Origin of the sequence: Mycetocola saprophilus, assembly GCF_000718085.1 — a bacterium.
Taxonomy (GTDB): Bacteria; Actinomycetota; Actinomycetes; order Actinomycetales; family Microbacteriaceae; genus Mycetocola; species Mycetocola saprophilus.
On record NZ_JOEC01000005.1, the window covers coordinates 104,046 to 125,592 of the forward strand.

The following is a 21,547-nucleotide window of genomic DNA, read 5'->3' on the forward strand; positions in this document are numbered from 1 at the left end:
CATGCGCACGAATCTCCCCGTCATTCGACGGACCGTGGGAATACGAGCAGCGATTTCAGCGATTGCTTCGGCCTGAAGGGTCACAGAGGCACCTCCATCGGAACATCGAGAGCGAGGTTCATGAGCTCGGAAGCCCCGAGCTTCACCGCGACTACCCGGCCTTGCACAGTACGTCCAGGGGCCTCGACACGGACATGATCGTTGATTTCTATGCGTGGGTCCACCAGGCATTGCACAGCCACCCGGTAAGTCAACGACCCGAGGGACTGCATGAGCACGGACTTCGTGGCCTTGTCTGCAGCTTCTTGATGTTTGACGAGGTCTGACGCGTGGTATCGAGTTCGCTCAGGCAGCCCAGGGAATGTTCCAGCAGGAACTTCGGCGACCGAGTAGATCGGCGCACGGTCCTCGGTCTCGTACACGCCGACCACGGCTGTGTAAACGCCGTCCAGGCTGATCGGAGAGGTGATATCGGTAATCGTTCCGAGAGCGCCCGTGCGCAATGTAGCAACGACTGGTCCGAGGGTATTCGGGGCCAGTGAAAGCTCCCCTGCCGGGGTCACGACGATGCGCCCGCCGAGGGCGGACCCGATTGCTTGCACCGCCTCGAGCCGGCCGCCTTGCTTTGCTTCCCAAACCGTCCCCGCGGGGAGATTCGCGTCGGCGACGTTTTCGATGACAGGGAACCCGGTGATTGCTCGCAGCTCAGACCAGCACGACCGCCCGCGCGCTTCGGTGGGGTACCGGAAGCCACGCGACTGAATATCGGTATCGAGGCCGTCCCAAACGATCTTCACGCGGGACGACACGCATCGTTCCACGCCGCCCACCATCGCATATTCATCTTTTGCTTCGGGTACCTGCATGATTCGTCCCCACCCGAGCACAACCCGCTCCTCGAGCGCGCCCACTTGCACGAGGAGCGATGCTTGTATCCGTGCCCCGCGGTAGGGCGATAGGGCCCCGCGCATGCCTTGGGGGGCAAAACTCGCGCCGGCAGGCGGCTGATAAACCACCACCGCAGACCCGCCGGATTTGATGTCGGCACTGAGATCCCACTGATAATCCCACTCGGTGAGGTCTAGGTCTTGCATCACACGGTCAGCACCGTGGTAGACATCGGCGACAAGCCGGTGAGAGATCGAGGCAAGCAGCGCGTCGGCCAGCGCCGGGGAAGTCTGTCTCATCGTCCACCTCCTGCGAATTCGTATCGACGGTCCAGCCCAATTCGGGTGGCGTTGTCTGCGTCCATTGCTGCGCGAGTGGGGTATGCCCGATCGAGATCCGCTCTGGTCAGTAGCGGCACAAACAGCCCGGGGACTGGCGGGTCCGCTTCCGACCCCGTCATGAGGTGGGCAATATGGGCGCCAGCAACTTCGGGGTCGATGTATTGCTCTTGGATGTCGGGCACCGCGGCGTAAAACGGTTTCGGGAGTCGGATACGGTCACGCGTTCCGATGCGAAAGCACAGGACCGGGGTGAGGGGAGTGTTCTGGTCCCCGAGCATTGCCGCGATCTTGTCTGCGTCTTCGAGCGTTCGGGTCATGACGTCGAGTCGGACTTCTGTGACCCCGGATCGTCCACTTCCCATCCAGACGCCAGCGGTTCGGCCCTGGACTCGAACCAGTGAGCCCATTGCAGGGCGGGAAATACTGTTGGCAGCGTCGGGGCGGAACTCCACAAGGACTGCTCCGCGTGGGTCCAGAGGGTTGTGGAGCCATGTTTCGGCGATATCGAGCTGGACCGAGGCCGTGTCGGTCCAGCCCAGTGAAACTCCGCGTGAATCGAATTGCTCTGCACGGTAGGTGACATCGATACCGAATGGGACTTCGAAGTCGATTCGGGCGAGTGCCCCAGCAACGGGTGCGCGGACTGCGCCGCGTAGCTCTCGCCGGTCGCGGCCTGCGGTGCGCCATACCGTGACAGTGGCCGTGCCCGGCGCGAAGGTGCGGAAAAGCACTTCCACGCGCGGGCACGGGTTTTTGTCCAGGTAGGGGGTGATTGTTGGTGCGTATGGCATTAGAACCGTGCCCTTCCTCGTCGGATCTGAGATGACGCTGCGGCGTCGGCCTGGACGATCTGGTCATGAATCATCACTTCGATGGGGCGGCCGTCAATGGTTGCTGACAGGACCGCGCCCGCGAGGGACACTTCGGGGTGGACGACGACCTGCGTTGCCAGCGGTCCGACGGGGGTCGGTGGGGTGCCAGCACCCGAGGTCGTCACCCGGGAGTTGGCGATCGCGCCGTTCGCGAATGCTGCGACCCCGCCGAGGCGGCGCGCGGCCTCCGAGAGGATCGCCTGGTTCCGCTTTTCCTGCCCGGGTTTCCCGGACACGTAGGCTTCCCAGATCGTTTCCTTCTCCGCGAACTTGTGGATCCCCGCGCCCATGCCGGCGTAGATCCCGCTGGGGAACCCGCCGTTTGCAAACGCCTGCACGTTCCCGCCGCCGTAGCTGTACATGCCACCGTTAGCGTTCGGAATCGGCACCGGGCCCTTGGCCTGGTCATAGGTGACCCCGATCTTCACAGTGCGCGCCTGAGTCAGCTGAGTCAGCCAGTTCGAAGCCTCGTCCCGGCCCTGCACCGCGTTGATCGTGGCATCGCGGCGCTTCTTGGTCAGATCATCGAGCTGTCGATCGATGAGCGGGATGTCCGGTGCCGTGAGCCTGACCCGCCCATCCGGCAGGCTGGTCACGGTGAACCCGAGGACCTTTAGCGATTCGGTGATCGCATCGGCCGGGCTGTCGATCTCAATGTGCTTGTCAGGTGTGGCGGTGATCTGGTCGGCCAGCTTGATTGCGGCAAGCCGGGTCGCATCGAGGGTGCCGTTATCCGTGATCGCAAAGGCGACGTGCCTGGGGATCTCCCCCGATGACTTGGAGAGCTCGATGATGCTCCGGTTCATCGCGGTGATAGTGCCGTCGTCGGAGACGAGGAACTCGACCTCCTCCGGAACTGTCCCCAGTTCCTTCGCAAGCTCAGCGACTCGCACTCGCATCTCGGGGATCTTCTCCGAGCCGGTCAGGATGAATGCACGAGTGACAGGGTCGCCCGTCCACGTATCGATCAGCGACTGAATATCCTGTTCCGACAGGCCAGCGGCAGCGCCTGCTTCGCGGATCTTCTGCGCGTACGGGATCATCACCTCGGCAGCTTCTTTCGCCGAGAGACCTACACCCTTGTTCTTGAGCGACAGGTCCGTCGCCGACCGCAGCGCCTCGTCCGATTCGCCCTGGACAGCCTTCATCGCGTCTCGGAGTTTGGCCCCGGCTGCCGAGGTGGTGTCGAACTCGCCGCCGGTGATGATCAGGGACTTCGCGAGGTTTTTCCCGCTCTCGTCCGTTTCGGAGAACACCGTGACCAGATCGCGCCCGACCTTGTTGAGATCCTGGGTGAGGTCCGCGGCGGACTTCACCCCGCCGTTGAGCAGGTCCAGCGCGGTGCGCATTGCCCGGATCCGGTCGGCTGCACTGTTGCTCTCGTTGCCCGCGGCCTCGAAAGCGATCGCGAGATCGTGAGACTTGCGCTCTGCATCGCTCATCGCGATGTAGTTCTGCTTGTACTGCTCGAGAGCCTTCTTATAGTCCTCGGTGGACTTCTCGACGGCCCCGCGCTCTGCCTCAACCGCTTCCTTGACTCGGAGGGCGATGCGCGCATTCTCGGTCATCTGCTCGGATGCACGCCCATGGATATCGGTGGTGCGCTCGGTCTGCTTGGACGTCTGCTCAAGCTGAGCGATCAGCGCATCATAGGCAGGCCCGCCGCTCTTGATCGCGTCCGCGGCCCACGCAGAGCTGACGCCGACACCCTCGATCTTTTCGGAGATGTCTTCGGCACCAGTCCACGCATCCGAGGATGAGAACGCCTCATCGAGGTTCTTCTTTATGAGCTCGGCCGTGCGCGCGGTCGTGTTCCCGGTCTCAGAGAGGGTCTGCCGGTAGTCCTCGACCTTCCGGGTGGCGTTGGCGGCCGCCTCACCGGCAGCAGACAAGCCCGCGACGAGCGCGCCCGCGGCGATCGCTACGGCAGTGATTGCCAGGCCGACAGGGTTCGAGATAAACGCAGCCTTGAGCGATAGACCCAGCCCGGTCGCGGCTCTGCCTGCTACGCCGAATGTGCCGGCGAGCTTGCTGGTGTTGCCTTCCATCGCGCCGAGTGCGCTCTGCACAGCCATTTGCTCACCGAGGCGCTGCAGCACCTGTCCGAACGCTGCGGTGGGCTTCACCACGTCGCTGAGCCCCTTGCTGAGCCCAATGGCGGCGATGGTGGCCGCGAGCACCGGAGCGGGGATCGCCGAGACGACCCCAACCAGAGGTTCGGCGACGCGGGTGACCGCGATGATCGCGCCCGCCACGATCGGGAGAGCTGCGGCAAGGGTATTCGAGAACGCCTTGGCCACCTCGATGCCCACCGGGGCGAGCGGCTTGAGCGCCCCCATGAGTTCGGCACCGGCCTGTCGGATCGGGGGCGAGGTCGCGGCAACCGCGAGGAGCGCAGCGGCAATCGGGTTGATCGCGGGCAGGAACTTCCCCAAGATAGGGATGTTCTGCAGCCCCATCGCGGCCACCGCGCCACCTACCGCGGCAATACCCGGCGTGTACTGGGTGAGCTCGCGCACGCTCCGGGTGATGTCGTCAACGGTGAAGTTGTTGACGGCGATCTTGGCGCGCATGAACGCCCCATCGACCGCGGTTACGGCCGGGGCGAGCCCGCTCATCATCACAGGCACGAGGGACTTCGTTTGCCGCTCTACGCCGCGCAGTACGTCGGCGAAGTCGTTGCCCCAGCGGACCGCGAGCCCGCCGCCGGACTTCGAGATGAACGGCTCAGCCATAGCGGAGCCGATGTCTCGGGTGGCGGCCTTGATGCGGTCTGCCGCACCGGTCCACTGTTCCTTGATTTTGTCGGTGGTTCCGGCGAACTTCGTGCCCATACCCTCGACCAGGGCGTCGAACGCCTTGAGTGCGTCCTTCCCCTTGAGCGGGTTGCCGAAGATCGAATCGCGGAATTCCATTTCGGACTTCCCGAAGGCCTTGGCCATGAGGTCGGCTGCGTTGATACCGCGGTCGGCCAGCTGGTTCATGTCCTCTTGGCCGAAGCTCGCGCCAGATCGGATCTTCGCGAGGATCGAGACGACCTCGCTGATTTCCTGGTTCGAGCCGCCGATACCGGCGACCGCGTTCTGAACGGCGTCCAGGGTCGGGATGACCTTTTTCGCCTCCACACCGAAGCCGAGGAGCTGCTGCTGCGCGTTGATGAACACGGCCTTGGAGAATGGCGAGTTTTTCGCGAAAGCGTCCAGGCGGTCCATCTGCTCGGCCGCGGCCTTTGCGGAGCCCATGACGGTGGAGAGGCCCTGGCGGGCGTTCTGCTGCATGGAGTTGTATGCGGCGCCGGTTTTGAACACGGCCACGCCGGTCGCGGCGACGCCGGCGGTGAGCATGACCGCAGTGCCGGCGGCGGCCTTGAACGCGTTGGCTATCGTCGCCCCAGCCGAGCTCGCCTCACGGGCGGTTTCGCTCATCTTTCGACCGGAGTCAGCGACCCCGGAATCGAATTCGCGTTTGCCGTCGAGGGTGAGGCGGGCGGTAAGCGTGCCTACTTCCATCAGGCCTCCTTAGATTGGGCGGCGACCCATGCGGATAGCCGGGATTCGGTCGAGAGCAGGCCCATGATTCGTGCGTGGATCCAGTGCCAGGAGCGGTCGGCTACGTCATCGAGGTCGATGCCGTAGACCTGTTGGAAATCGCACGCGACGTCGGTCCACAAGACCTCGAAGACGTGGCCCCAGAAATCGCGAAGGCCCACCCCGGCGCTGGGTTGCGCCTGCTGGGTGGGCCTTCCGAGTCCCTGGATCTCGTCTCGGAGCCATTTGGGGTACTCGTAGCGGGGGTACCGACCGGTTACGGGGTCGGGTTCTCCGATTCCGTACTCGGCGATGTCGTCGGTGCTAGGACCATCTGCGCCCCAGCGCTTTCGAATAGATCGGTCAGTGCTTTTGGGAGGCCGTCCTGGAAAAGGGTCTCCACGAGCTTGAACCCGCCGCCGTGGGCGTTCCAGAGGACTCCGGCGAATGCCACGGCCTCGAACTCATCGGGGCGGAGTTCGCCGGATGCTTTGGCGTGCACTTCCGCGCCGAGACCGGCCGTTGCGAGAGCTTCCGAGGCAGCCTGGACGTCGTCGGCGTTTCCGGTGTAGATCGTCAGCGCCTGTCCGAGCAGGGCCGCGCCGGCGTCGATGCCTTTGACCGGGGCGACCTTGTACTCGATCGCGTCCTCGCTGCCGGCGGCAACGGTGATGTACAGGTGGCGGCCGCGCTGCTCTGCGGTGATGTCGGTGCGCATGATGCTCCTAAAGATTGTGGTGGGTGAGTGGATGTGAAGCCGGGGCGCGGACCATCCACGAATCCGCGCCCCGGGGTTGATGCCGGTGGGCTAGTCGCCGCTACCGGGAGCCTTGACGGGGTTGGCGATCGGCTTGACCTGACCGTTGCCGGTGAGGACGAACTGGTCGTAGGCGACGCCGTCGTTGCTGGTGTCGGGGCGGTTGCCGCGGGACACGGCCGCGACGCCCTGGTAGGCGTCGGATGCGCCTAGAGCGTCGTAGAAGCGGAAGCCGATGTTGTTGGCCGCGCCGAGAGCGTCCGAGGCGGCCTTGAGCTTGAGCCACTCGGCCTGGAACTCGCCGGTGTTGTCCCGGATCTTCATGATGTTGAAGTCGAGAACGAAGTCGTTGCCGGTCTTGGCCTGGGCCGAGCTGCCCTTGTGGGCGTAGGTGGCGATGTCCTTGAGCTTCGGGGTGAACTGCGGGTTCAGCGCGGTGATGTCGGGCACGTTCGTCCACACCGGCGCATCGAAGGTGCCGGTGTTGATGTCGAAGATGTACTCGAAGGTGTTGGCGATGGAACCCTCGGTGGGCTTCACGTCTTCGTACTTGGTCATGGGGTCTCCTTGGAGGTCGGTTGGGCGTAAAGCACCCGGTAGTTGTGGGTCCACTCGTGCCGGCCCTTGGAGTCGAGCCCGAGCGGTGCCGTGGAGAGGCGTGTGATGTGTGACACCGGGATCCCGTCGAAGTCGAGATACCGGGCGTCGTGGAGTAGCCCGCGGAGGGTTTCGCCGAGGTCGCCGCCGGCGAGATAGTCGGGGTGGCGGATGCGCACCTGGATGCGGGCCTCGCGGGCGCGGGTGAGGCTGTCGGCGGGGGTGTAGTCGGTGAGGCATGCGGTGATCGGCGCGGTCGGGTGTTGACTGCCGAACGTGATCGGGTTCTCGCCCGGCTGGAACGCCTGGCCGGCGGGCCGGTAGGTGAGGGTGCCTTCGGCGGCGATGCGCCGTGCTATGCCGGTCAGCAGCGCCGTCGGGGCGCTCATTTGAGGGCCTGACGGATCGGTTTCTGCATGATCGCGACCAGTTCGGCCTCGTTTTCCTTCAACGGCCCCTCGAGGTACTTGGCGCGGCCGCCGCGAGGGTGGGACCAGCCCAGTTCCTCGTGCTGCCTCACCGCATACGGGGTGTTGAACGACACCGTGACCTCGAGATCGCCGTCGGATGCCGGGGTGACGGCCCCGGACTGCCGCAGCGGCCCGTCTTCGATCGGGGCGTTGGATACCGCGACGGCTTTGAGGCGTTCCCCGGCCCGGTTCAACCCGACGACTGAGGCCGCCTGGATCGCGGCGATAACGTCGGGCCCGTTCCACTTGAAATCGGCCAATTGGGCCTCCTTACTGGATGCGCACCACGAGGTGCGACGGGGCGTCGGGATGGTCTTTCACCTCGACCGCGAGCACGATCGCCTCCCTGGTGGGGGTGATGATCGTGGACCGCGGGCCCGGCGGTAGACCGGGATCGAGGATGACGAGACCGGTGGAGGTTTCCTGCTGCCCGTCCACCCCGGTGATGACCCGGGTGACGCCGTCCTCGACGTGGGCGCGGACCGTCTCGGGGTCGCCGAGGATAGGCCCGGTGGACCCTTCCCCGACGACCCGTCGAATGGTGACCTGGTGGCGCATCAGCCGTTTCGGGATCTTCACGTCCTGAACACCACCGTTCGCTTGTCGAGGCCGGCGGCAGCGAGGATGTCGGCGACTTCGCTGCTGTAGCGCAGATCGACCGCCGAGCCCTTGCCGCCCGCCGCGGTGGTGGGTGTGCCGAGCTTCACCGTGCCGATGGATGCGCCGCCGAGCACCGCGAGCGACCCGGAAATGTCGCCGGTGTCCTCGAAGAACGCGGCCTGCGCACAGGTCGCTTCCATGAGGGCCTGGATATGCTCCGGGTCGGTCGCGTTGCCGTCAGCGTCCACGGGGTAGACGACGCCGGTGAGCATGCTGCGCACGCGAATCTCCGCGCGACGCAACAGGACCGGCGAGACTTGGATGGTCTCGCCGGTCCATGTGGCGTAGTCTTCCGGCGTCGCGTACGGCTTAGGCTTCCCCATCTGGGGCCACCTCGGGGGCCGGGCGCGGCTTGGTGCTGGACACCTTCGCGCCGTTCCACACCAGGTACCGTTCCGCGTTGGGCGACACCTCGTCTACGCGGACCTTGCCGTCGGTGAAGATGATGCCCGCGTGCAGTTCCTCGCCCGGGTGATCCCCGGGGAGCTTGATCGTTACGGTCATCGTCTCCTCCTACTTGGCCTTGGGGGCCGGTTCGGGCTCGGTGGGGGGATCGAGCGGGGCGACCTCGGCCTTCGGGAGAGCTTCCAGGACCGCGGCGACGAGCTCATCCTTGGTCACGGCGTCAACGACGCCGGGCTTGCCCGCTGCCTCGGCTGCAACGCGGGCCTGTTCGGCCTCCTCGGCGGCCTTCGCGGCGGCCTTGGTCTCAGCGGCGGTCAGGATTACCTTGTAGCCCTGACGGTGGAAGTAGGCGATCGCGGCCGGGTTAGTGGTCTCGCCTTCGCCGTCGGTGAAGCGCACTCCGGCAACCTCACCGGTGAATCCCGTTACGGGGGTGGTGATCTTGGGCATATGGGGGCCCTTTCTGTGAGGCCGGGCGGGCGCACGTGTGTACGCCCGCCCGGGGTGTTACCGAACCTTGATGTTGCGGAAGACCGCGGCGGCCTTGGTGGCCTTGAGTGCGACGGCGACGGGGCCGAGCTCGACACCGCCCTCCTGTACCGCCTTCACGTTGGTGAAGTCGGGGAGGTAGTAGTCGATGAGGCTGCCGCCGGTGGTGGAGACACCGTGGAATCCGTCGAGGCCTGCGCGGTATGCGTACAGGTCGGTCAGGCCGGTCACGGTGTTGCCGCCGATGGTGCGCTCCTCGACGGGGATGATCAGGTCATTCGACCCGGACTTAGCGCCCGCGTCGACGAGGATCAGGCCGCCGTAGGTCTCACGCTCGATCGGTCGGCCGTCGGGACCGGCCAGGCCCTCAACGGGGCTCTTGGTGTACATGTTGGCGCGACGTGCCGCAGCGCGCACCCGCGCGAGGGACGCGGCGTTGCCCACGATGACGGTCGGGGTGCCGTCGAGGGTGGAAAGGAACTCGTCGATCGCGTCCAGGGCCTTGTGCTCGGCACGGCTGTCGCTGTCAAAGTCGGACCAGTTGGTCACCTGTCCCGGACGGAACTCGGTGGACGAGCCCACGAGGGCCTTGTCCAGACCGTCGAACGCGGCGGCGTTGGTCGCGGTGTCGCCGTTGATGACGAGGTCGCTGAACAGTGCGGCGGTGGACTTCGCCTTCTGCGCCAGGTTCAGCGCGACCGCACCGGACGCGGCGGCACCGAGCTTGGCGACGACGCGGTCTACCTGGAAGGTGCCACCGAGCACCGCGAGCGAAACGTAGTGCATCGACGTTTCGACGTTCTGCGGGGTGTACTCGGTGTTGATCTCACGAGTGTTCGCGGTGGCCTGGGTCTTGAGACGACGGTATCCGGTGGTGAGGGTGCCGCCGCCACCGTTGGGGTTCACGATGTCGTCGAACTCGATCGAGTCGAGGATCGCGTTCGACTTGCGGAACTCGTCGATGACGAGGTGGTTGATGTCGTCGGAGGTGTTGTTCTTTGCTTCGAGCAGGGAAACGGGCACAGTGTGCTCCTTTCGGTTATCCGCCCAGAACCGCGGCTACGGCGCTCTGGAGGGTGGGCTTGGTCTTGGTGGTCTGCTGGCCGCCGCCCGCGCCGGGGCCGGAGGATCCGGCGACCTGGGTGAGTGCGTGGGCGGGGTTTGCGGTCAGTGCTGCGGTGATCGCGGCCTTTACCGCGTCCGCGTCGGCCGGGTCGATGCCGGCGAGCGTGGTTGTGAAGGCGCGGGAGTCGAGCAGGCTGTCGCCGTTGGCGTTCAGGCCGGGGGCGGCGCGCAGCACGGCGTTCTCGCGAGCCAGGGCCGCCTGGGCCTCGGTGGCGGTGGCGATGGCACTGTCGCGCTCCTGCACGGTCTGGGTTAGCTGTTCGAGGGTGGGAGCTTCGTCGCCTCCGCCGAGCAGCTTGGTGATGTCGGCCAGGGCCTTTGCGGCCTTCGCGGCTTCGGCTTCCGCCGCGGTCTTCGCGGTGCGGTACTTGGCGGCCTCGGCGCGAGCCTTTGCTGTTTCCTTGTTCGCCGTTTCGACGTCGAGGTTGCCGGGCTCGGTGGGTGCGCTGTCACCTGCGGGGGCCTGCCCCGGGGTGGGTGCAGCAGCGGGGTCCGGAGTGGTACCGGCCGCGCCTTCTCCACCGCCCTCGATAAACCGGATGCCGCGCAGCGACAGACGATCCATGGGGGCGAGGTACGGGCGAGCGATGATGTGCAGCATGATGTTCCTTTCGTCCCGCTCCCGGCGGGCTCGATGGGTACGAAAAAAGCCCCCACGTGTGTGGAGGCTTAGGCGACTGGGAGCCAGCCGCGTTGAAGGTCGAATCGCGCGACCCGTTTCGGGGTGATCAGCATGACCTCGGTGAGGCCGGACTGTTCGGCGTATTCGGTGATCCGTTCCAGGGCCTGCCCGGTCGGAAGTGTGGAGGCGCTGATGTCGATGACGGCACGGTTTGAGTTGCGGCCGGCGTCGCCGAGTAGCGTGGTGAGGTCGCGGCCGTCGCCCTTGGCGCGTCTAGTGGTCCAGCGGGCACCGGATATGCGGGCGTTGTAGCCGTCGAGTGGGGTGATGTCTAGCCCGGCGTCTGCGAGGCGCGTGTAGGGGTTGTGGAGGTCCAGCAGGTAGCCCTTACCCTCGGCGATGACACCGCGTTTCGGAGGGTTCGGCGGGCCGTCGGCGAACCACAGCTGCTCCCGGTACGACTTGCGCCGTACCCCGGTGGCTTTCGTGTGCTCCCGGAGCGCGGCCTGGGCGTCTTTGAGGTCCTGTTTCGCGTCGGCGACGTTGTTACCGGCTGCGATGTCCCGCTTGGCCTGCCGCACCTCCCGCTCGAGCGTGCGCTGTCGTGCCCGGTCGGCCTCGGATTGCGGGTCGTAGGTGGTCGCATCAGCCACCACGGTGAGCCCGGGGAGGTAGGCCACGGCCGCGCACCCGCAGTTGGGGTGCATCAACCCGGCCTTGCGAGCATCATCGAGGGTGCCGTCGACCCGAACCCGAATGTCATGGTCCTCGGTTGTGTGGGGCATTTCGTAGGTGCCGGCCGGGGTGCCGTCAGTGGAGAGGATCTTCCCCGCCCACACCGAGCAGCGCTCACACGCCCCGTTGCCGATGACGATGGACACCAGGTTGATCCCGGAATGCTGCATCGTGCCGATCCCGGCGTCAGTCCAGGCTCGGGCGGCCGCGGTGCGGGTGGCCATTTCGGAGTAGGTGCCGATGCGCCAGTTGCGCCCGGCCTTGTCTTCGAACCCGGTGACGCCCTCGGAGAGGAACCGGGACACGGCGTTGCGCTGCGCTTGCAGCATGGTGGCGTTGCCGGACAGCACTTCGGGGGTGGTCCAGGCTGTCACCCGCTGGTACACGTCCTGTGGGTAGCGGAGGATGCGGCGGTGGACCTCGGTGAGGCCGTTGTGCAGGTCCGCGGTCAGCGCGGTGATCGCTCGGGCATCAGCGGGGCGCATGAGCGAGGCCCGGTCGAGGTTCGGGATGATGCCAAGCGCGGTGATTGCCGCTTGGATGCCGCGCTCGGCGGCGATCCCGATGATCTCGGACGCGAACGCCGGGCTGACGCCGGCGACCATGCGCCGTGCTTCGGCTTCCAACTCGCGGAGGGCCTGCATGCGGCGGGTCAGGTCGGGGCGCTCATCCATGCCTTCGGCGAAGATCGCTTTCGCGCGGGCCACCAGCTGCCGTTCCAGATCCCCATACACCGAGGCGACCAGACGGCCGAGCTCGTCAACCAGGATCGAGGGGAGCAGATGCTCAGGTGGAACGAACATCTGCACCCCTTCCGGTTAGAAGCTCGGGCTGGCCGGGTCCGCTGCGGGCTGGCTGTCGGCGAGGATCCCGTCGACTTCCTTGCGGACTCGCGCGTCATCCCAGTCGGGGTGAGCGGTGCGGACCTTGGTGTCTACCGTGATCGCCCGGGCCCCGTCGAGCAGCCCGATGACCTGTGCGTCACGCAGCGGATCCGACTGGGATACCGCGGGGAAGCTGACCGAGGGCAGATCGAACCGGCCGCCGCCCTTGCCCGGGAACACGAGGCCGTCGATTTCCAGTGCGACCGAGGCCTGCTCGGAGATCGCAGCCTTGTCGTACAGGGCTTTCTTGTCCCGGGTGCGTTCAGACGACTTCTCGCGGTCCTGGACCTCGGTGGCGGTCTTCACTTGGTTGCCGTACTCGCCCCATGCGGACGGGCTGTACCCGGCCGCGCGCAGGATCTCCCGGTACAGGGCGTACGCGGTGGCCTCGTACTGCTCAACCGGGATATCAGGCTGGAAGAAGTCCAGGCCCGAACCGGTCTCCGAGTCGCCGATGGGGCGGTCGAGGCCGGTGAACACTTCGCGGTCCTCATCGAACGTGGACGCCTGGCCGGGGCCGTTGGACGTGAGGAACGCTGCAGGTGCGGTGATCCGGGCCCGAGACAGGCGGATCGATCGCGACCATGCCGTCCAGGTCTCATCCAGCTGGTCGAACAGGGGGAGGATCCCGGCGAAGTCGCTGCGGCCCGCATTGCGCAGGTCGCCGAGCTTTCGCCATTCACGCGACGGCATGTTGATGTTGTATGACGCGGTGAGACGTTTGATGCCGGTGAGTAGCGTGCCCTCGTCTTGACCCTCAGAGGTGATCGCGGCCAGGTACTCGGTCTGGGGGAGGGTCTGCAGGGGCACCACGGAGCCGATTTTGGTGCTCGTGCCCTTGTACAGGCGGTTCACGATCCGCCCCACCTCGTGCCGCTGCAGGTGCCGGTAGACCACGTTCGGGCGGTTCGGGTCCGGGTAGCCCGTCCACAGGGTGAGGGCGGACAGCTTGGATCCTCGCCATTCGGGGATGATGCTGTCGGCGGCCACGGACCGCAGCCACGGATGATCGGCGACTTCACGGTCCCATTCGGTGATGACCGCGCACGCCCCGAACACGCTTTTGAGCTCGCCCATTTCGTTCCAGGTGGCTTTCACCGCGTCGGAGTTGGCGATGAGGTCGAGGCGCACCTGCTCGCGTCGGATGGTGTCGATCTTGGTCGAGGTGGTGGTGTCGGTGTTCACCTTGGCCGGTAGCGCTACCGTCGGGGGTTCAGCGAACCCGTAGTCGGCGGCGAGCATGGCCAGGTCGGCCGGTGCCGGGATGTGCAGCCGGCGGGACTCCTGCCCGGGCGGGACCGGGCGGCCCCAGAACATGCGAGACACCCCGCCCATGAGGCCGCCCCGGTGGAGGGTGCCGTTGTGCAAATGTGTGGCCTGCCGTGTGGCGCCGTTCTGCGAGTAGATCTCGCCGAGCTTTTTGAGGTCCCCCAGATACCAGGCTTCGTTCTCGGCATAGCTGGCGTAAGCGGTATCGAACGGGGCCGGCGGGAACGCCGAGTTTTCAGCCGGTAGCGGCATGGGGCCTCCTAAGCGGCGAGGGCGTACCGCAGATACGGCAGCCAGGTGGAACGGGTGGTGTAGATCGCGTAACGCATGGCGTCCATGAAGTGATCATCGACCTTCTCGACCTTGTCCTCGCCAGCCTCGGTGGCTTTGGGGTCCCACGAGTACTCGGTGATTTCTTCGAGGACGCCTTCGCATCGGTCGGTGATGAGCAGCACCCCGGCGGACAGTAGGGACGCGACCAGGGCGATGCCTTTGTCCACCCGGTTGTGTGCCGGCCACGTGTTGCGGCCAGACTCGGCGAGCTGTGCCCGGAGGGATGCTGCGGACGGGTCGAGGATCAGCATTTCCGGGATCACTTGCCCGTGAGGGGAGTGCTCGGTGCCGTCGAGCCATTCGAGGAGCCGAGCGGACAGCTGGGCGTCGGAGAGGGTGTGCCCGTGGTGTTTCTTCGAGGAGTAGGACCATTCGTCCATGAGCACCAGGCGGGGACGTTCCTCAGCGGTGATGCCGAGGAGCAGTGCCGCAGTGGTGTTCGTGGTTCCGTAGTCGGCCCCGAGGGCGAGGACACGGGCGATGGGCGGCATGTCCTGCCACCTGATCATGTGTTTCTTCTCGTCCCACGAGTTGTACACGGCACCTTCGGCGTTGGTCCACAGGCCGCGGATGAACCGGTCGTAGAACACGCCCGCGAACTGGGCTTTCATGTCGGCGATGTACCCGGGCTTCAACGAGGGGTTGTCGTCCATCGTGAACGGGAAGTGGATGAGGTTTTTCTTCTCCGCCTTCAAGATCCACTTTTTCCGCAACCAGTGGTTCTTGGAACCCGGGTTGGTGGTGGCGAGGACTCGGGCACCGGCGACTCGGAGACGGGTCATGAGCATGTCCCAGAACCCCTCGGGGAGGATGGTGACCTCATCGACGTAGGCGAGGCCCACGGTGGACCCTCGGATCTTCGTCTCCGAACTGGCATCGTTCGCGCCGTACAGGAACACGGTGCGTCCGAGGATCGTCGCCGTCTTGGCCCCGCGCGTGTACGACACATACTTCGTGAGCTCCCCGAAAATCTCCGGGTTTTGCAGCAGCACGAACACGTTGGTGTACACCGTGTCCAGCGTGCGCCCCACGATGATGATGTTGCCGCCCTTGGGGGCCTCCATGATCGCCATGAGGAACGCCCACAGAGACACGAACGTTTTCCCCGCCGACACCGCGCCAGACCACAACGCGATCTTCTTTTCCTCAGCGCGCACCACAGAACGCATCTGCGCGAGCGACATGACCGAGGTGAGCCCTTCGAACGCCTCCGGGTTACCCCTCAGCTTCGACATCGTCATCCGATGCGCTATCAACGTCGCCGATGACAGCATGGAACCCAGCCTTCAACGCCGCCAGGGTGGACTCAGCGCCCGTAACGTCGGTCTCTCGTTCAACAATGCGCGAGACTTTATCGAACGCCACAGCGCCCATCGTGACCGCCGTGCGACGTGCATCCATCGGGGCCTTCGACAGCGTGTGCTCCCTGTACTCGTTGTCCTTGCCGCCGAAGTTGTACACCAGGTACTCCTCGTCGAGGGAGTCCAACGCGCTCTCGGCGACCGTGGTGAGTTTCGTAGCCAACCGGATACGCGCAGCAGCAAGATCAGCCACATGCGCCCGGTTGGCCTCGGCGACCTGTGCGCGGTCAAATTTGAGACCTTCACGTTTCGCCCACAGGGACACGGAAGATGCTGAGATGTTGAGTTCGCGAGCGATCGCGTTGCATCCCAAACCTTCGTCGTACAGGGCGCGGGCATCTACGCGCGTTTGTTCATCCTCGAATGTTCGGCGCTCGGTCATGGGCACCTCGATTCTTTTAGGTTGTGGGGGCGTCGAGCCGGTCTTGGGTTTCGCGCAGTATTCGCATGTTTCGTTCTCTCTGCGCGGCGGATGCCGGGTGTGCGAGGAACGCGCTGCAAAGGTCGACTCGCGGTCCTGGGCCAACGAGTCCACCCTGAGAGAACTGATGCTCTGGTCGGGCAGGCGCTATCAGCCCGAGGTTCATGAACATCTTCACTAGGAGGGCATCATCATCAGTGCGCCGGCCAAGGTCGAGCATGTCGTAGATAGGTGTATCGCTCATCTACCCTCCTTGGCGCATTGGGAGGCGTTCACGGTCGTACACCTCGCCAGGGGTGACCTCGCCGGATGCGTACTCGCTTGCGTTTGATGATCAGGTTCCCGTCGTGATCAGTGGCAAGGCGGCCGTTGGGGTCGAACTGGATCAGGTCTGTTTTGAGGTATCGGCCATTCACGCGGGTTCCGTTGCCGTTGTCCAGCGCCACCCATGACAGGCGTGTTCCAATAGCGGAAACGATGAGTGCGTTGGTGGCTTCATCGCGGGGGAGAGGCTTTCCCATTGCGGGCTCCTCTCAGCCATTCGCGGTTTCGGCGGTCCTGCACCCGGTCAGCCTCGCCACACTCGACAGCTGCCAACGGTGACGGGTACTCGGCAGAACACTCAGGGCAGGGGTGCATGGTTGTGGTCCCATCCGTTCAGGTCCTCGGCGGTGAGGAGGCGCTCCTGCGGCCAGTCAATCTCGATGCTGCGGCTAACCAGCTCGCCCTCGATCCAGCGCAGTCGCTCTCTCAGCTCCCGGGAGTCGGCGCGAGCTTCCAGCCATTCACGTCCCAGGCGGCTATGGCGCGGCCCGATGTACCCCCAGAGCCCCACAGTCATGATTGCGGAGTAGCAGACGAGGAAGGCTAGCAGCGAGTTCATGACGTGGTGCTCCTTAAATGAGAAAAGCCCCATCGATGTGATGGGGCAGGGTGGAAACGAACGTAGAAATACTGTCGGGTCGAATGGGATTACCTATGTCTATGGTTGTACTGAACCAGCTTTAAATTGCACCACAACGATGTGAATCAAATTACTCGATTGCAAGTTTGAAAATTCGAAGGCCACTACATTCGTTACGATACACGGCGCGAAAGTTCAGGCTGTTCAATACGGGAGGCGACGTCGTGAGTGCTTTTTCCTTTCGCCATTCGCTCCAAGTGAGTTTCAATTATGCAGGCAAATTGCGGGCAGCCAGCTGCTCTCAAGCTTTCTGCCAGTCTTGGCTCTTTGCCCTTGTCCTGAAAATAGGCCAGCTGGCTTGCGATAACACGGTCCACTAGCGATGGGGAGTTCTCTGCAATTAGTACAAAAAAGGAGTCTGACGTATGAACCTCGTAAGGCAGTAAATCCGGGTCTATTTCCGAAAACCCGCCGTCGTCCGTTACAAGGTACTTAGCTTGGCAGGATAGAGCAGCGGCATGTATATGGTGGTCATCCACGTCCTTTCCTGGGTATTCAACATCCCCGGAAAACGAGAGCATAAAATCGTCTAGCGACTCGACAATAAGCGCATACTTGCGTGAAATTACATCACCGTCTGCTGCCGGCCGACTCTTCCTAAAGTGATACGTTGCCTCGATGAGGCTGTCCTGCGAGCTAACCAGACGAAATAAGGTCCCCCCAGAGTACTTCTTGAGGAGAAACAGCCAGGAGCAAATCGTTCGCGGGTACAGCACGTTCGCATCTAGAAACACTACGGAAGGCATCACCGCCCCAGCATAGCGTCCTCAAAACTACTTAGACATCACCATCAAGTAACAAAAGCTGTTCAATCGCGGTGTTCTGAGCGTCACGCCGCGCTTTCTTTAACGCAATGACGTCTTTGTAGCTCACCCTATGGTGCGTGCCTACCATGGTTGTAGCCAGATCGCCCTTCGTAATGAGCTTCATCACTGTGGTTCGGCTCACACCTAACACGTCTGCTGCAGTGGAGGTAGTTAACGTCTCCGGCAGAGTTAAAACTGATAACTCTCCTCCCTGGGCTACGCGAGTAAGGACTGCTCGGACCAAAGCGCCGACATCGCCATCGATCGAAACCACGCGTCCCGTGGTCGTCGTTATTGAGAAGCGCTCCAGCTCCTCGTCGCCGACCTCATCGACCACAGCGGTAGCGTTAAGCCTAAGCTCGTCGTCAATTAGAAGCGACCCGCGGGTCGCTAGGATCGTGGACATAAGTTGCCTCTTCCATGCATTAGGAGCCACACCCTTCAACTAGGCGTGTTACTTATAACTGAACCCTAGTATTTGTGGAGGCCTGCTGTCCACTCCTTTATTGAAATAATCAGTGGGATCTCAGTGTCTCAGGCTTACCGCCAAGTCATGTACGGCAGGGCGCGGCCGTCGGGGAAAGGTCAACCCGGCGGCCGCGCACGCTCGATCATGTGGAGGAGACACGGGGTGAGCTACCCCAGCGCGTTCGGTGCTCTCGCTGCGCCACTGCTCAATGAGGGACTTGCGGCCCTGGCACCTGGTCTTTAAACGCAAAAAGGCCACTCCGGTGAGGGAGTGGCCTTTCGTGCGCCTATCCAGGTTTTGGTTCCTGGGATAGTTCTTCGACATGTCGATTATACCCCATCGGAGTTACCCTTGTCACCTTTGTTTTTCAGGCGGCCCTTCCCGCGTCTGCGAGACATGATGGCGTAGAGCTCTTCCACGTCGGGCATGTATACCTGACCGCCGATGCACTCTAGCCGGTCATCACGGATCCATCCGTAGATCGTTTTGCGGGTTCGGCCGATTATGGCCGCGGCGTCCTTGACGGTGGCCCATGCCTGGACCTGCCCCCGTTCGGTCATTAGTCTCCCTTCACGTTCACGATCTGGCGCAGGGTATGCCGGATCGCGACGAGATCCTTGGAATCTTCCATGACCACGTCGATGTCCTTGTACGCTGCGGGGATCTCATCGATAAACGCGTCGGTGTCGCGGTACTCGATCCCGGCCATTGCCTCGCGCAGCTGGTCGCGCGTGAAGGTCTTGCGGGCGGCGCTGCGTGAGTACTCGCGGCCGGCACCATGTGGTGAGGAGTTCAACGACAGCTTGTTTCCGAGGCCTTCGACCACATACGACCGAGTACCCATCGACCCCGGCACCAGCCCGAGCGTCCCTTCCGAGGCGTCGATCGCGCCCTTGCGGGATAGCCACACCGTGCGCCCGAAGTGCTCCTCGCGGGCAGTGTAGTTGTGGTGGCAATTGACGCGCTCGTGCTCGACCACTTCGACACCAGCCCAAACGGTGAACTGTTCGATAACGCGGTCCATCATTTCCTCACGGTTAGCGAGGGCAAAGTCCTGCGCCCACTGCAGCTCGATGATGTACTGCTCAAACTCCGGGGTGCCTTCCACCAGGTACGCCAGGTCGGGGTGGGGCAAGGTGATGAAGTTCCGGCGTGCGTAGTCCTGGGCCACCTTGATGTGGCGCTGGGCAATCTTGTTGCCCACGCCTCGTGATCCCGAGTGCAGAAACAGCCAGACACGATCCTCCTCGTCCAGGGACACCTCGATGAAGTGGTTCCCCGATCCGAGCGTGCCCAGCTGCAGCCGCCAGTTGCCGACGTAGTTCGCCGGGTCGAACCCGTGGAAGAAGGCCGCGAACATGAGCCCGTTATTGCGGTCCCGTGCAGTCGCAGTCTCGGCCTCGTTGTACTTGCCGGCCGAGAGTGGGATCGCATCCTCGATAGCCCAGCGCAGCAGGCTGCGGTCAAGGCCGTCGAGGTCGCGCTCGGTGAACTGCGTGCGCACGGCGATCATGCCACAGCCGATGTCCACGCCCACCGCGGCCGGAATGATCGCCCCTTCGGTCGGGATCACGCTTCCCACGGTGGCACCCTTCCCGAGGTGAGCATCGGGCATCAGCGCGATGTGGGGGAAGATGAACGGCATACGCGATGCCGTCTCGGCCTGCGCTCGCGTGTCGGGCTGGAGGATCGAGGCCCAGTTCATGAGCCGCTTGCTGATCTGTTCCATGGTTATTTCTCCTTCGATGTGGTGGTGTCGTCAAAATAAGAACGCCACCGCACGAGTTCGTCGTATGGTGGCGTCCAGCCGCAGGTTTCCCAACGGCATCGGTATTTGGTTTCTTGCTGGAAGTCGCCGGGTGGGGCGACCTCGATGGACCGGCGGTCGCAGCGCGGGCAGGGTTGCCGGTGCCGGTACGGGCGGTCTCTGGTCGGGTAGACGGCGGCGGCCTTCCCGATGGTCCAGGTGTCGCCGGGCGGGGTGAACAGGGCGTCCATGAAGTCGAGGACTTCGATGCTCGCGGCGATGGTCTCGCCGTGAGCGATGAGGTAGCCGGCGGCGCGTTCGGTCATGCGGTATGCGTGGCCGAGGCTCGTATAGGACGGGAGGCCCGCGGCCAGGCCCCAGTAGTCCTGGGTGTCGCCGAAGTGGCGGGCCCAGTGCACGAGGCTGGACACGATGGTGTCGGCGGCGTCGATCGGGCCGAGATCCATCGGGGCCTGCGCGAACCCGGGCCCGCCACCGGACACGATTTCCCGGTCGTACACGGCGGCTTTCAACGGGCTGTTGAGGGACCGTAGATGTTCCACCACCCCGGGGGCTTCCGTGAGGGCCCGGTTCACCTTGGACGCGCACCGATCACAGATCAGGAACCCATGCAAAGCCTCACGGTCGCACCCGCGGGCGCATAAGCGGTCACTCATGGGTACCTCGGGCATCGTGGGCGCCGTCATAGTATCCACGCCAATACTCGCGGTCGGGGTACTTTTTGGTGTTCTCCCGTGCCTCGGCCGCGAACTTCTCGAACGACGCCGAGAGAGCATCCACGAACGCGGCCAGCAGCCTAAATACTCGCTTCACAGCTTCACGTCCGTTCCGTGGACGCCGCGACCCGACCAGCGCATCTGGGCAGCTCGTGCAGCAGCGTTTACTGCTGTGATCAGCTCGTCAGCGTCGGCCCCGAGCTGGGTCGCCTCATTGACAGCTTCGAGAACTTGAAGCGGGACCATCCGTGCGGCCTTGTATGCCGCCTCGTGTCGTCGCGCTTCGGTTTGCGCACGCGGCCGCACAAGAACCGGCAGGCTCGCGGTAAGCGCCGCCTCCCAGTAGGCGGCCATCTGGTTTTTCACAGCGTCACCTCCGTTCCGGGCGCACCCTGATCGGTACGCCCCTCGTCAAAAAGAATCGTCACCACATACGGTGACGACTTCGATACCCTCGGCAGGCCAACCCGCATATGCGACTCCAAGCCCGCCTCCGCCAGACTCCGCGTGAACGTCTCCTCACCAATGTCATCCAGATCATCAGTGCGAACCTCCACCCGCGTGACACGACCCGGCCACCGCTTCACCTTGATACGGTCATCCATCAGAACCCGCCTCGTCTTCCTCGTCAGCGTCCGGCGACCATTCAGATAACACGTGATGCCCACACAGCGGCCAGAACATGAAACAAGCCGAGCACAACGGTCCCTGCCCTTCCATATCGAACACAGGCTGAGCGTCAATGGCTAAAAACCGATGCAGCTTCCCCACAACCCAGTCAGCCGCTGCCGGTGCCGCGTCATCATCGAGCCCCAACGCATCCTTGACCTCACGCACAAACTTCACCGACGCAAGCGGGGTCGGCGGAGGGCTCATGGGCTTTTGCTGCCCCACCACGACAAAGATTCCGTCAAACTCGCCCGGCACCCGGCTCATGCCTTGCCCCCGTCCTGCTCGGGAAACACCGGAGACCACGGACCACGGACCACTGTGCGCTGAACAAGCCGATTATCCGAGGAGGCATGCCGCTGGCTACGATGAGCCGCGAACGTTGCCTCAGCCAGGGCA

The 21,547-nt window shown here is 64.1% G+C and carries 28 protein-coding genes; all 28 read right to left on the minus strand.

Features of this window, described 5'->3' with window-relative positions; all coding sequences use genetic code 11:
* Nucleotides 1–80: 80 nt before the first annotated feature.
* Nucleotides 81–1,187 carry a hypothetical protein gene (locus IE92_RS0115485; RefSeq protein WP_030149409.1) on the minus strand — a complete coding sequence of 369 codons (1,107 nt, stop codon included), beginning with the start codon at nt 1,185–1,187 and terminating at the stop codon, nt 81–83.
* 832 nt (nt 1,188–2,019) lie between these two features.
* Complete coding sequence (locus tag IE92_RS0115495; RefSeq protein ID WP_030149411.1) at nt 2,020–5,610, minus strand: tape measure protein; 3,591 nt, start codon at nt 5,608–5,610, stop codon at nt 2,020–2,022.
* Nucleotides 5,610–5,810, minus strand: a complete 201-nt coding sequence (locus IE92_RS0115500; RefSeq protein ID WP_030149412.1) for a hypothetical protein — start codon at nt 5,808–5,810, stop codon at nt 5,610–5,612. The genes IE92_RS0115495 and IE92_RS0115500 overlap by 1 nt, the downstream gene beginning before the upstream one ends.
* A gap of 95 nt (nt 5,811–5,905) precedes the next feature.
* Nucleotides 5,906–6,346 (minus strand): hypothetical protein, encoded by a 441-nt coding sequence (locus IE92_RS0115505; protein WP_030149413.1) that lies wholly within the window; start codon nt 6,344–6,346, stop codon nt 5,906–5,908.
* Nucleotides 6,347–6,436: 90 nt separating this feature from the next.
* The gene (locus IE92_RS17535; protein ID WP_051702041.1) at nt 6,437–6,943 is read right to left on the minus strand and encodes a phage tail tube protein; all 507 of its coding nucleotides are present in this window, start codon (nt 6,941–6,943) and stop codon (nt 6,437–6,439) included.
* The gene (locus IE92_RS17540; RefSeq protein ID WP_051702042.1) at nt 6,940–7,371 is read right to left on the minus strand and encodes a minor capsid protein; all 432 of its coding nucleotides are present in this window, start codon (nt 7,369–7,371) and stop codon (nt 6,940–6,942) included. The genes IE92_RS17535 and IE92_RS17540 overlap by 4 nt, the downstream gene beginning before the upstream one ends.
* Nucleotides 7,368–7,712, minus strand: coding sequence for an HK97 gp10 family phage protein (locus tag IE92_RS0115515; protein WP_030149414.1), 345 nt, complete (start codon nt 7,710–7,712; stop codon nt 7,368–7,370). The genes IE92_RS17540 and IE92_RS0115515 overlap by 4 nt, the downstream gene beginning before the upstream one ends.
* A 10-nt stretch (nt 7,713–7,722) precedes the next feature.
* The gene (locus IE92_RS0115520; RefSeq protein ID WP_030149864.1) at nt 7,723–8,031 is read right to left on the minus strand and encodes a hypothetical protein; all 309 of its coding nucleotides are present in this window, start codon (nt 8,029–8,031) and stop codon (nt 7,723–7,725) included.
* Nucleotides 8,028–8,435 (minus strand): hypothetical protein, encoded by a 408-nt coding sequence (locus IE92_RS17545; RefSeq protein WP_051702043.1) that lies wholly within the window; start codon nt 8,433–8,435, stop codon nt 8,028–8,030. Before IE92_RS17545 ends, IE92_RS0115520 begins: the two co-directional genes overlap by 4 nt.
* Nucleotides 8,422–8,616 (minus strand): hypothetical protein, encoded by a 195-nt coding sequence (locus IE92_RS0115530; protein ID WP_030149416.1) that lies wholly within the window; start codon nt 8,614–8,616, stop codon nt 8,422–8,424. The genes IE92_RS17545 and IE92_RS0115530 overlap by 14 nt, the downstream gene beginning before the upstream one ends.
* Nucleotides 8,617–8,625: 9 nt before the next feature.
* Nucleotides 8,626–8,967 (minus strand): hypothetical protein, encoded by a 342-nt coding sequence (locus IE92_RS16940; protein WP_043322363.1) that lies wholly within the window; start codon nt 8,965–8,967, stop codon nt 8,626–8,628.
* A gap of 57 nt (nt 8,968–9,024) precedes the next feature.
* Complete coding sequence (locus tag IE92_RS0115540) at nt 9,025–10,029, minus strand: major capsid protein (protein ID WP_030149417.1); 1,005 nt, start codon at nt 10,027–10,029, stop codon at nt 9,025–9,027.
* Nucleotides 10,030–10,045: 16 nt separating this feature from the next.
* Nucleotides 10,046–10,732, minus strand: coding sequence for a hypothetical protein (locus IE92_RS17550; RefSeq protein ID WP_030149418.1), 687 nt, complete (start codon nt 10,730–10,732; stop codon nt 10,046–10,048).
* Between the two features lie 68 nt (nt 10,733–10,800).
* Nucleotides 10,801–12,291: a phage minor capsid protein gene (locus tag IE92_RS0115550; RefSeq protein WP_030149419.1), complete on the minus strand. Its 1,491-nt coding sequence runs from the start codon at nt 12,289–12,291 to the stop codon at nt 10,801–10,803.
* Nucleotides 12,292–12,306: 15 nt separating this feature from the next.
* Entirely contained in the window at nt 12,307–13,893 is a 1,587-nt protein-coding gene (locus tag IE92_RS0115555) for a hypothetical protein (RefSeq protein ID WP_030149420.1), read from the minus strand.
* Between the two features lie 8 nt (nt 13,894–13,901).
* Nucleotides 13,902–15,248 carry a PBSX family phage terminase large subunit gene (locus tag IE92_RS0115560; protein ID WP_081864197.1) on the minus strand — a complete coding sequence of 449 codons (1,347 nt, stop codon included), beginning with the start codon at nt 15,246–15,248 and terminating at the stop codon, nt 13,902–13,904.
* Nucleotides 15,190–15,717, minus strand: a complete 528-nt coding sequence (locus IE92_RS17555) for a hypothetical protein (RefSeq protein WP_051702045.1) — start codon at nt 15,715–15,717, stop codon at nt 15,190–15,192. The genes IE92_RS0115560 and IE92_RS17555 overlap by 59 nt, the downstream gene beginning before the upstream one ends.
* 311 nt (nt 15,718–16,028) lie before the next feature.
* Entirely contained in the window at nt 16,029–16,277 is a 249-nt protein-coding gene (locus IE92_RS18470) for a hypothetical protein (RefSeq protein ID WP_156027627.1), read from the minus strand.
* Nucleotides 16,278–16,378: 101 nt separating this feature from the next.
* Nucleotides 16,379–16,639, minus strand: a complete 261-nt coding sequence (locus IE92_RS0115580; protein WP_030149424.1) for a hypothetical protein — start codon at nt 16,637–16,639, stop codon at nt 16,379–16,381.
* A gap of 194 nt (nt 16,640–16,833) precedes the next feature.
* Nucleotides 16,834–17,469 (minus strand): PIN domain-containing protein, encoded by a 636-nt coding sequence (locus IE92_RS18475; protein WP_156027629.1) that lies wholly within the window; start codon nt 17,467–17,469, stop codon nt 16,834–16,836.
* 28 nt (nt 17,470–17,497) lie between these two features.
* Nucleotides 17,498–17,863 (minus strand): helix-turn-helix domain-containing protein, encoded by a 366-nt coding sequence (locus IE92_RS17560; protein WP_162178522.1) that lies wholly within the window; start codon nt 17,861–17,863, stop codon nt 17,498–17,500.
* A 461-nt stretch (nt 17,864–18,324) separates the two neighbouring features.
* On the minus strand, nt 18,325–18,555 hold the full coding sequence (locus IE92_RS0115590; RefSeq protein WP_030149426.1) for a helix-turn-helix domain-containing protein: 231 nt from the start codon (nt 18,553–18,555) through the stop codon (nt 18,325–18,327).
* Nucleotides 18,555–19,724: an RtcB family protein gene (locus tag IE92_RS0115595; RefSeq protein WP_030149427.1), complete on the minus strand. Its 1,170-nt coding sequence runs from the start codon at nt 19,722–19,724 to the stop codon at nt 18,555–18,557. The genes IE92_RS0115590 and IE92_RS0115595 overlap by 1 nt, the downstream gene beginning before the upstream one ends.
* A gap of 2 nt (nt 19,725–19,726) precedes the next feature.
* Complete coding sequence (locus IE92_RS0115600) at nt 19,727–20,263, minus strand: hypothetical protein (protein WP_156027631.1); 537 nt, start codon at nt 20,261–20,263, stop codon at nt 19,727–19,729.
* Nucleotides 20,264–20,411: 148 nt separating this feature from the next.
* The gene (locus IE92_RS18480) at nt 20,412–20,576 is read right to left on the minus strand and encodes a hypothetical protein (protein ID WP_156027633.1); all 165 of its coding nucleotides are present in this window, start codon (nt 20,574–20,576) and stop codon (nt 20,412–20,414) included.
* Nucleotides 20,573–20,845 (minus strand): hypothetical protein, encoded by a 273-nt coding sequence (locus tag IE92_RS0115610; RefSeq protein ID WP_030149429.1) that lies wholly within the window; start codon nt 20,843–20,845, stop codon nt 20,573–20,575. Before IE92_RS0115610 ends, IE92_RS18480 begins: the two co-directional genes overlap by 4 nt.
* Nucleotides 20,842–21,084, minus strand: coding sequence for a hypothetical protein (locus IE92_RS0115615; protein WP_030149430.1), 243 nt, complete (start codon nt 21,082–21,084; stop codon nt 20,842–20,844). Before IE92_RS0115615 ends, IE92_RS0115610 begins: the two co-directional genes overlap by 4 nt.
* Complete coding sequence (locus IE92_RS0115620; protein ID WP_030149431.1) at nt 21,077–21,415, minus strand: hypothetical protein; 339 nt, start codon at nt 21,413–21,415, stop codon at nt 21,077–21,079. Before IE92_RS0115620 ends, IE92_RS0115615 begins: the two co-directional genes overlap by 8 nt.
* Nucleotides 21,416–21,547 lie beyond the last annotated feature (132 nt).

What these genes read in the sequence shown, in the direction of transcription:
- IE92_RS0115485 (WP_030149409.1), bottom strand. Translation starts at nt 1,187, where the DNA reads ATGAGACAGACTTCCCCGGCGCTGGCCGACGCGCTGCTTGCCTCGATC.
- IE92_RS0115495 (WP_030149411.1), bottom strand. Translation starts at nt 5,610, where the DNA reads ATGGAAGTAGGCACGCTTACCGCCCGCCTCACCCTCGACGGCAAACGC.
- IE92_RS0115505 (WP_030149413.1), bottom strand. Translation starts at nt 6,346, where the DNA reads ATGCGCACCGACATCACCGCAGAGCAGCGCGGCCGCCACCTGTACATC.
- IE92_RS17535 (WP_051702041.1), bottom strand. Translation starts at nt 6,943, where the DNA reads ATGACCAAGTACGAAGACGTGAAGCCCACCGAGGGTTCCATCGCCAAC.
- IE92_RS17540 (WP_051702042.1), bottom strand. Translation starts at nt 7,371, where the DNA reads ATGAGCGCCCCGACGGCGCTGCTGACCGGCATAGCACGGCGCATCGCC.
- IE92_RS17545 (WP_051702043.1), bottom strand. Translation starts at nt 8,435, where the DNA reads ATGGGGAAGCCTAAGCCGTACGCGACGCCGGAAGACTACGCCACATGG.
- IE92_RS0115530 (WP_030149416.1), bottom strand. Translation starts at nt 8,616, where the DNA reads ATGACCGTAACGATCAAGCTCCCCGGGGATCACCCGGGCGAGGAACTG.
- IE92_RS16940 (WP_043322363.1), bottom strand. Translation starts at nt 8,967, where the DNA reads ATGCCCAAGATCACCACCCCCGTAACGGGATTCACCGGTGAGGTTGCC.
- IE92_RS17550 (WP_030149418.1), bottom strand. Translation starts at nt 10,732, where the DNA reads ATGCTGCACATCATCGCTCGCCCGTACCTCGCCCCCATGGATCGTCTG.
- IE92_RS0115550 (WP_030149419.1), bottom strand. Translation starts at nt 12,291, where the DNA reads ATGTTCGTTCCACCTGAGCATCTGCTCCCCTCGATCCTGGTTGACGAG.
- IE92_RS0115555 (WP_030149420.1), bottom strand. Translation starts at nt 13,893, where the DNA reads ATGCCGCTACCGGCTGAAAACTCGGCGTTCCCGCCGGCCCCGTTCGAT.
- IE92_RS0115560 (WP_081864197.1), bottom strand. Translation starts at nt 15,248, where the DNA reads ATGCTGTCATCGGCGACGTTGATAGCGCATCGGATGACGATGTCGAAG.
- IE92_RS17555 (WP_051702045.1), bottom strand. Translation starts at nt 15,717, where the DNA reads ATGACCGAGCGCCGAACATTCGAGGATGAACAAACGCGCGTAGATGCC.
- IE92_RS18470 (WP_156027627.1), bottom strand. Translation starts at nt 16,277, where the DNA reads ATGGGAAAGCCTCTCCCCCGCGATGAAGCCACCAACGCACTCATCGTT.
- IE92_RS0115580 (WP_030149424.1), bottom strand. Translation starts at nt 16,639, where the DNA reads ATGAACTCGCTGCTAGCCTTCCTCGTCTGCTACTCCGCAATCATGACT.
- IE92_RS0115590 (WP_030149426.1), bottom strand. Translation starts at nt 18,555, where the DNA reads ATGACCGAACGGGGGCAGGTCCAGGCATGGGCCACCGTCAAGGACGCC.
- IE92_RS0115595 (WP_030149427.1), bottom strand. Translation starts at nt 19,724, where the DNA reads ATGGAACAGATCAGCAAGCGGCTCATGAACTGGGCCTCGATCCTCCAG.
- IE92_RS0115615 (WP_030149430.1), bottom strand. Translation starts at nt 21,084, where the DNA reads ATGGATGACCGTATCAAGGTGAAGCGGTGGCCGGGTCGTGTCACGCGG.
- IE92_RS0115620 (WP_030149431.1), bottom strand. Translation starts at nt 21,415, where the DNA reads ATGAGCCGGGTGCCGGGCGAGTTTGACGGAATCTTTGTCGTGGTGGGG.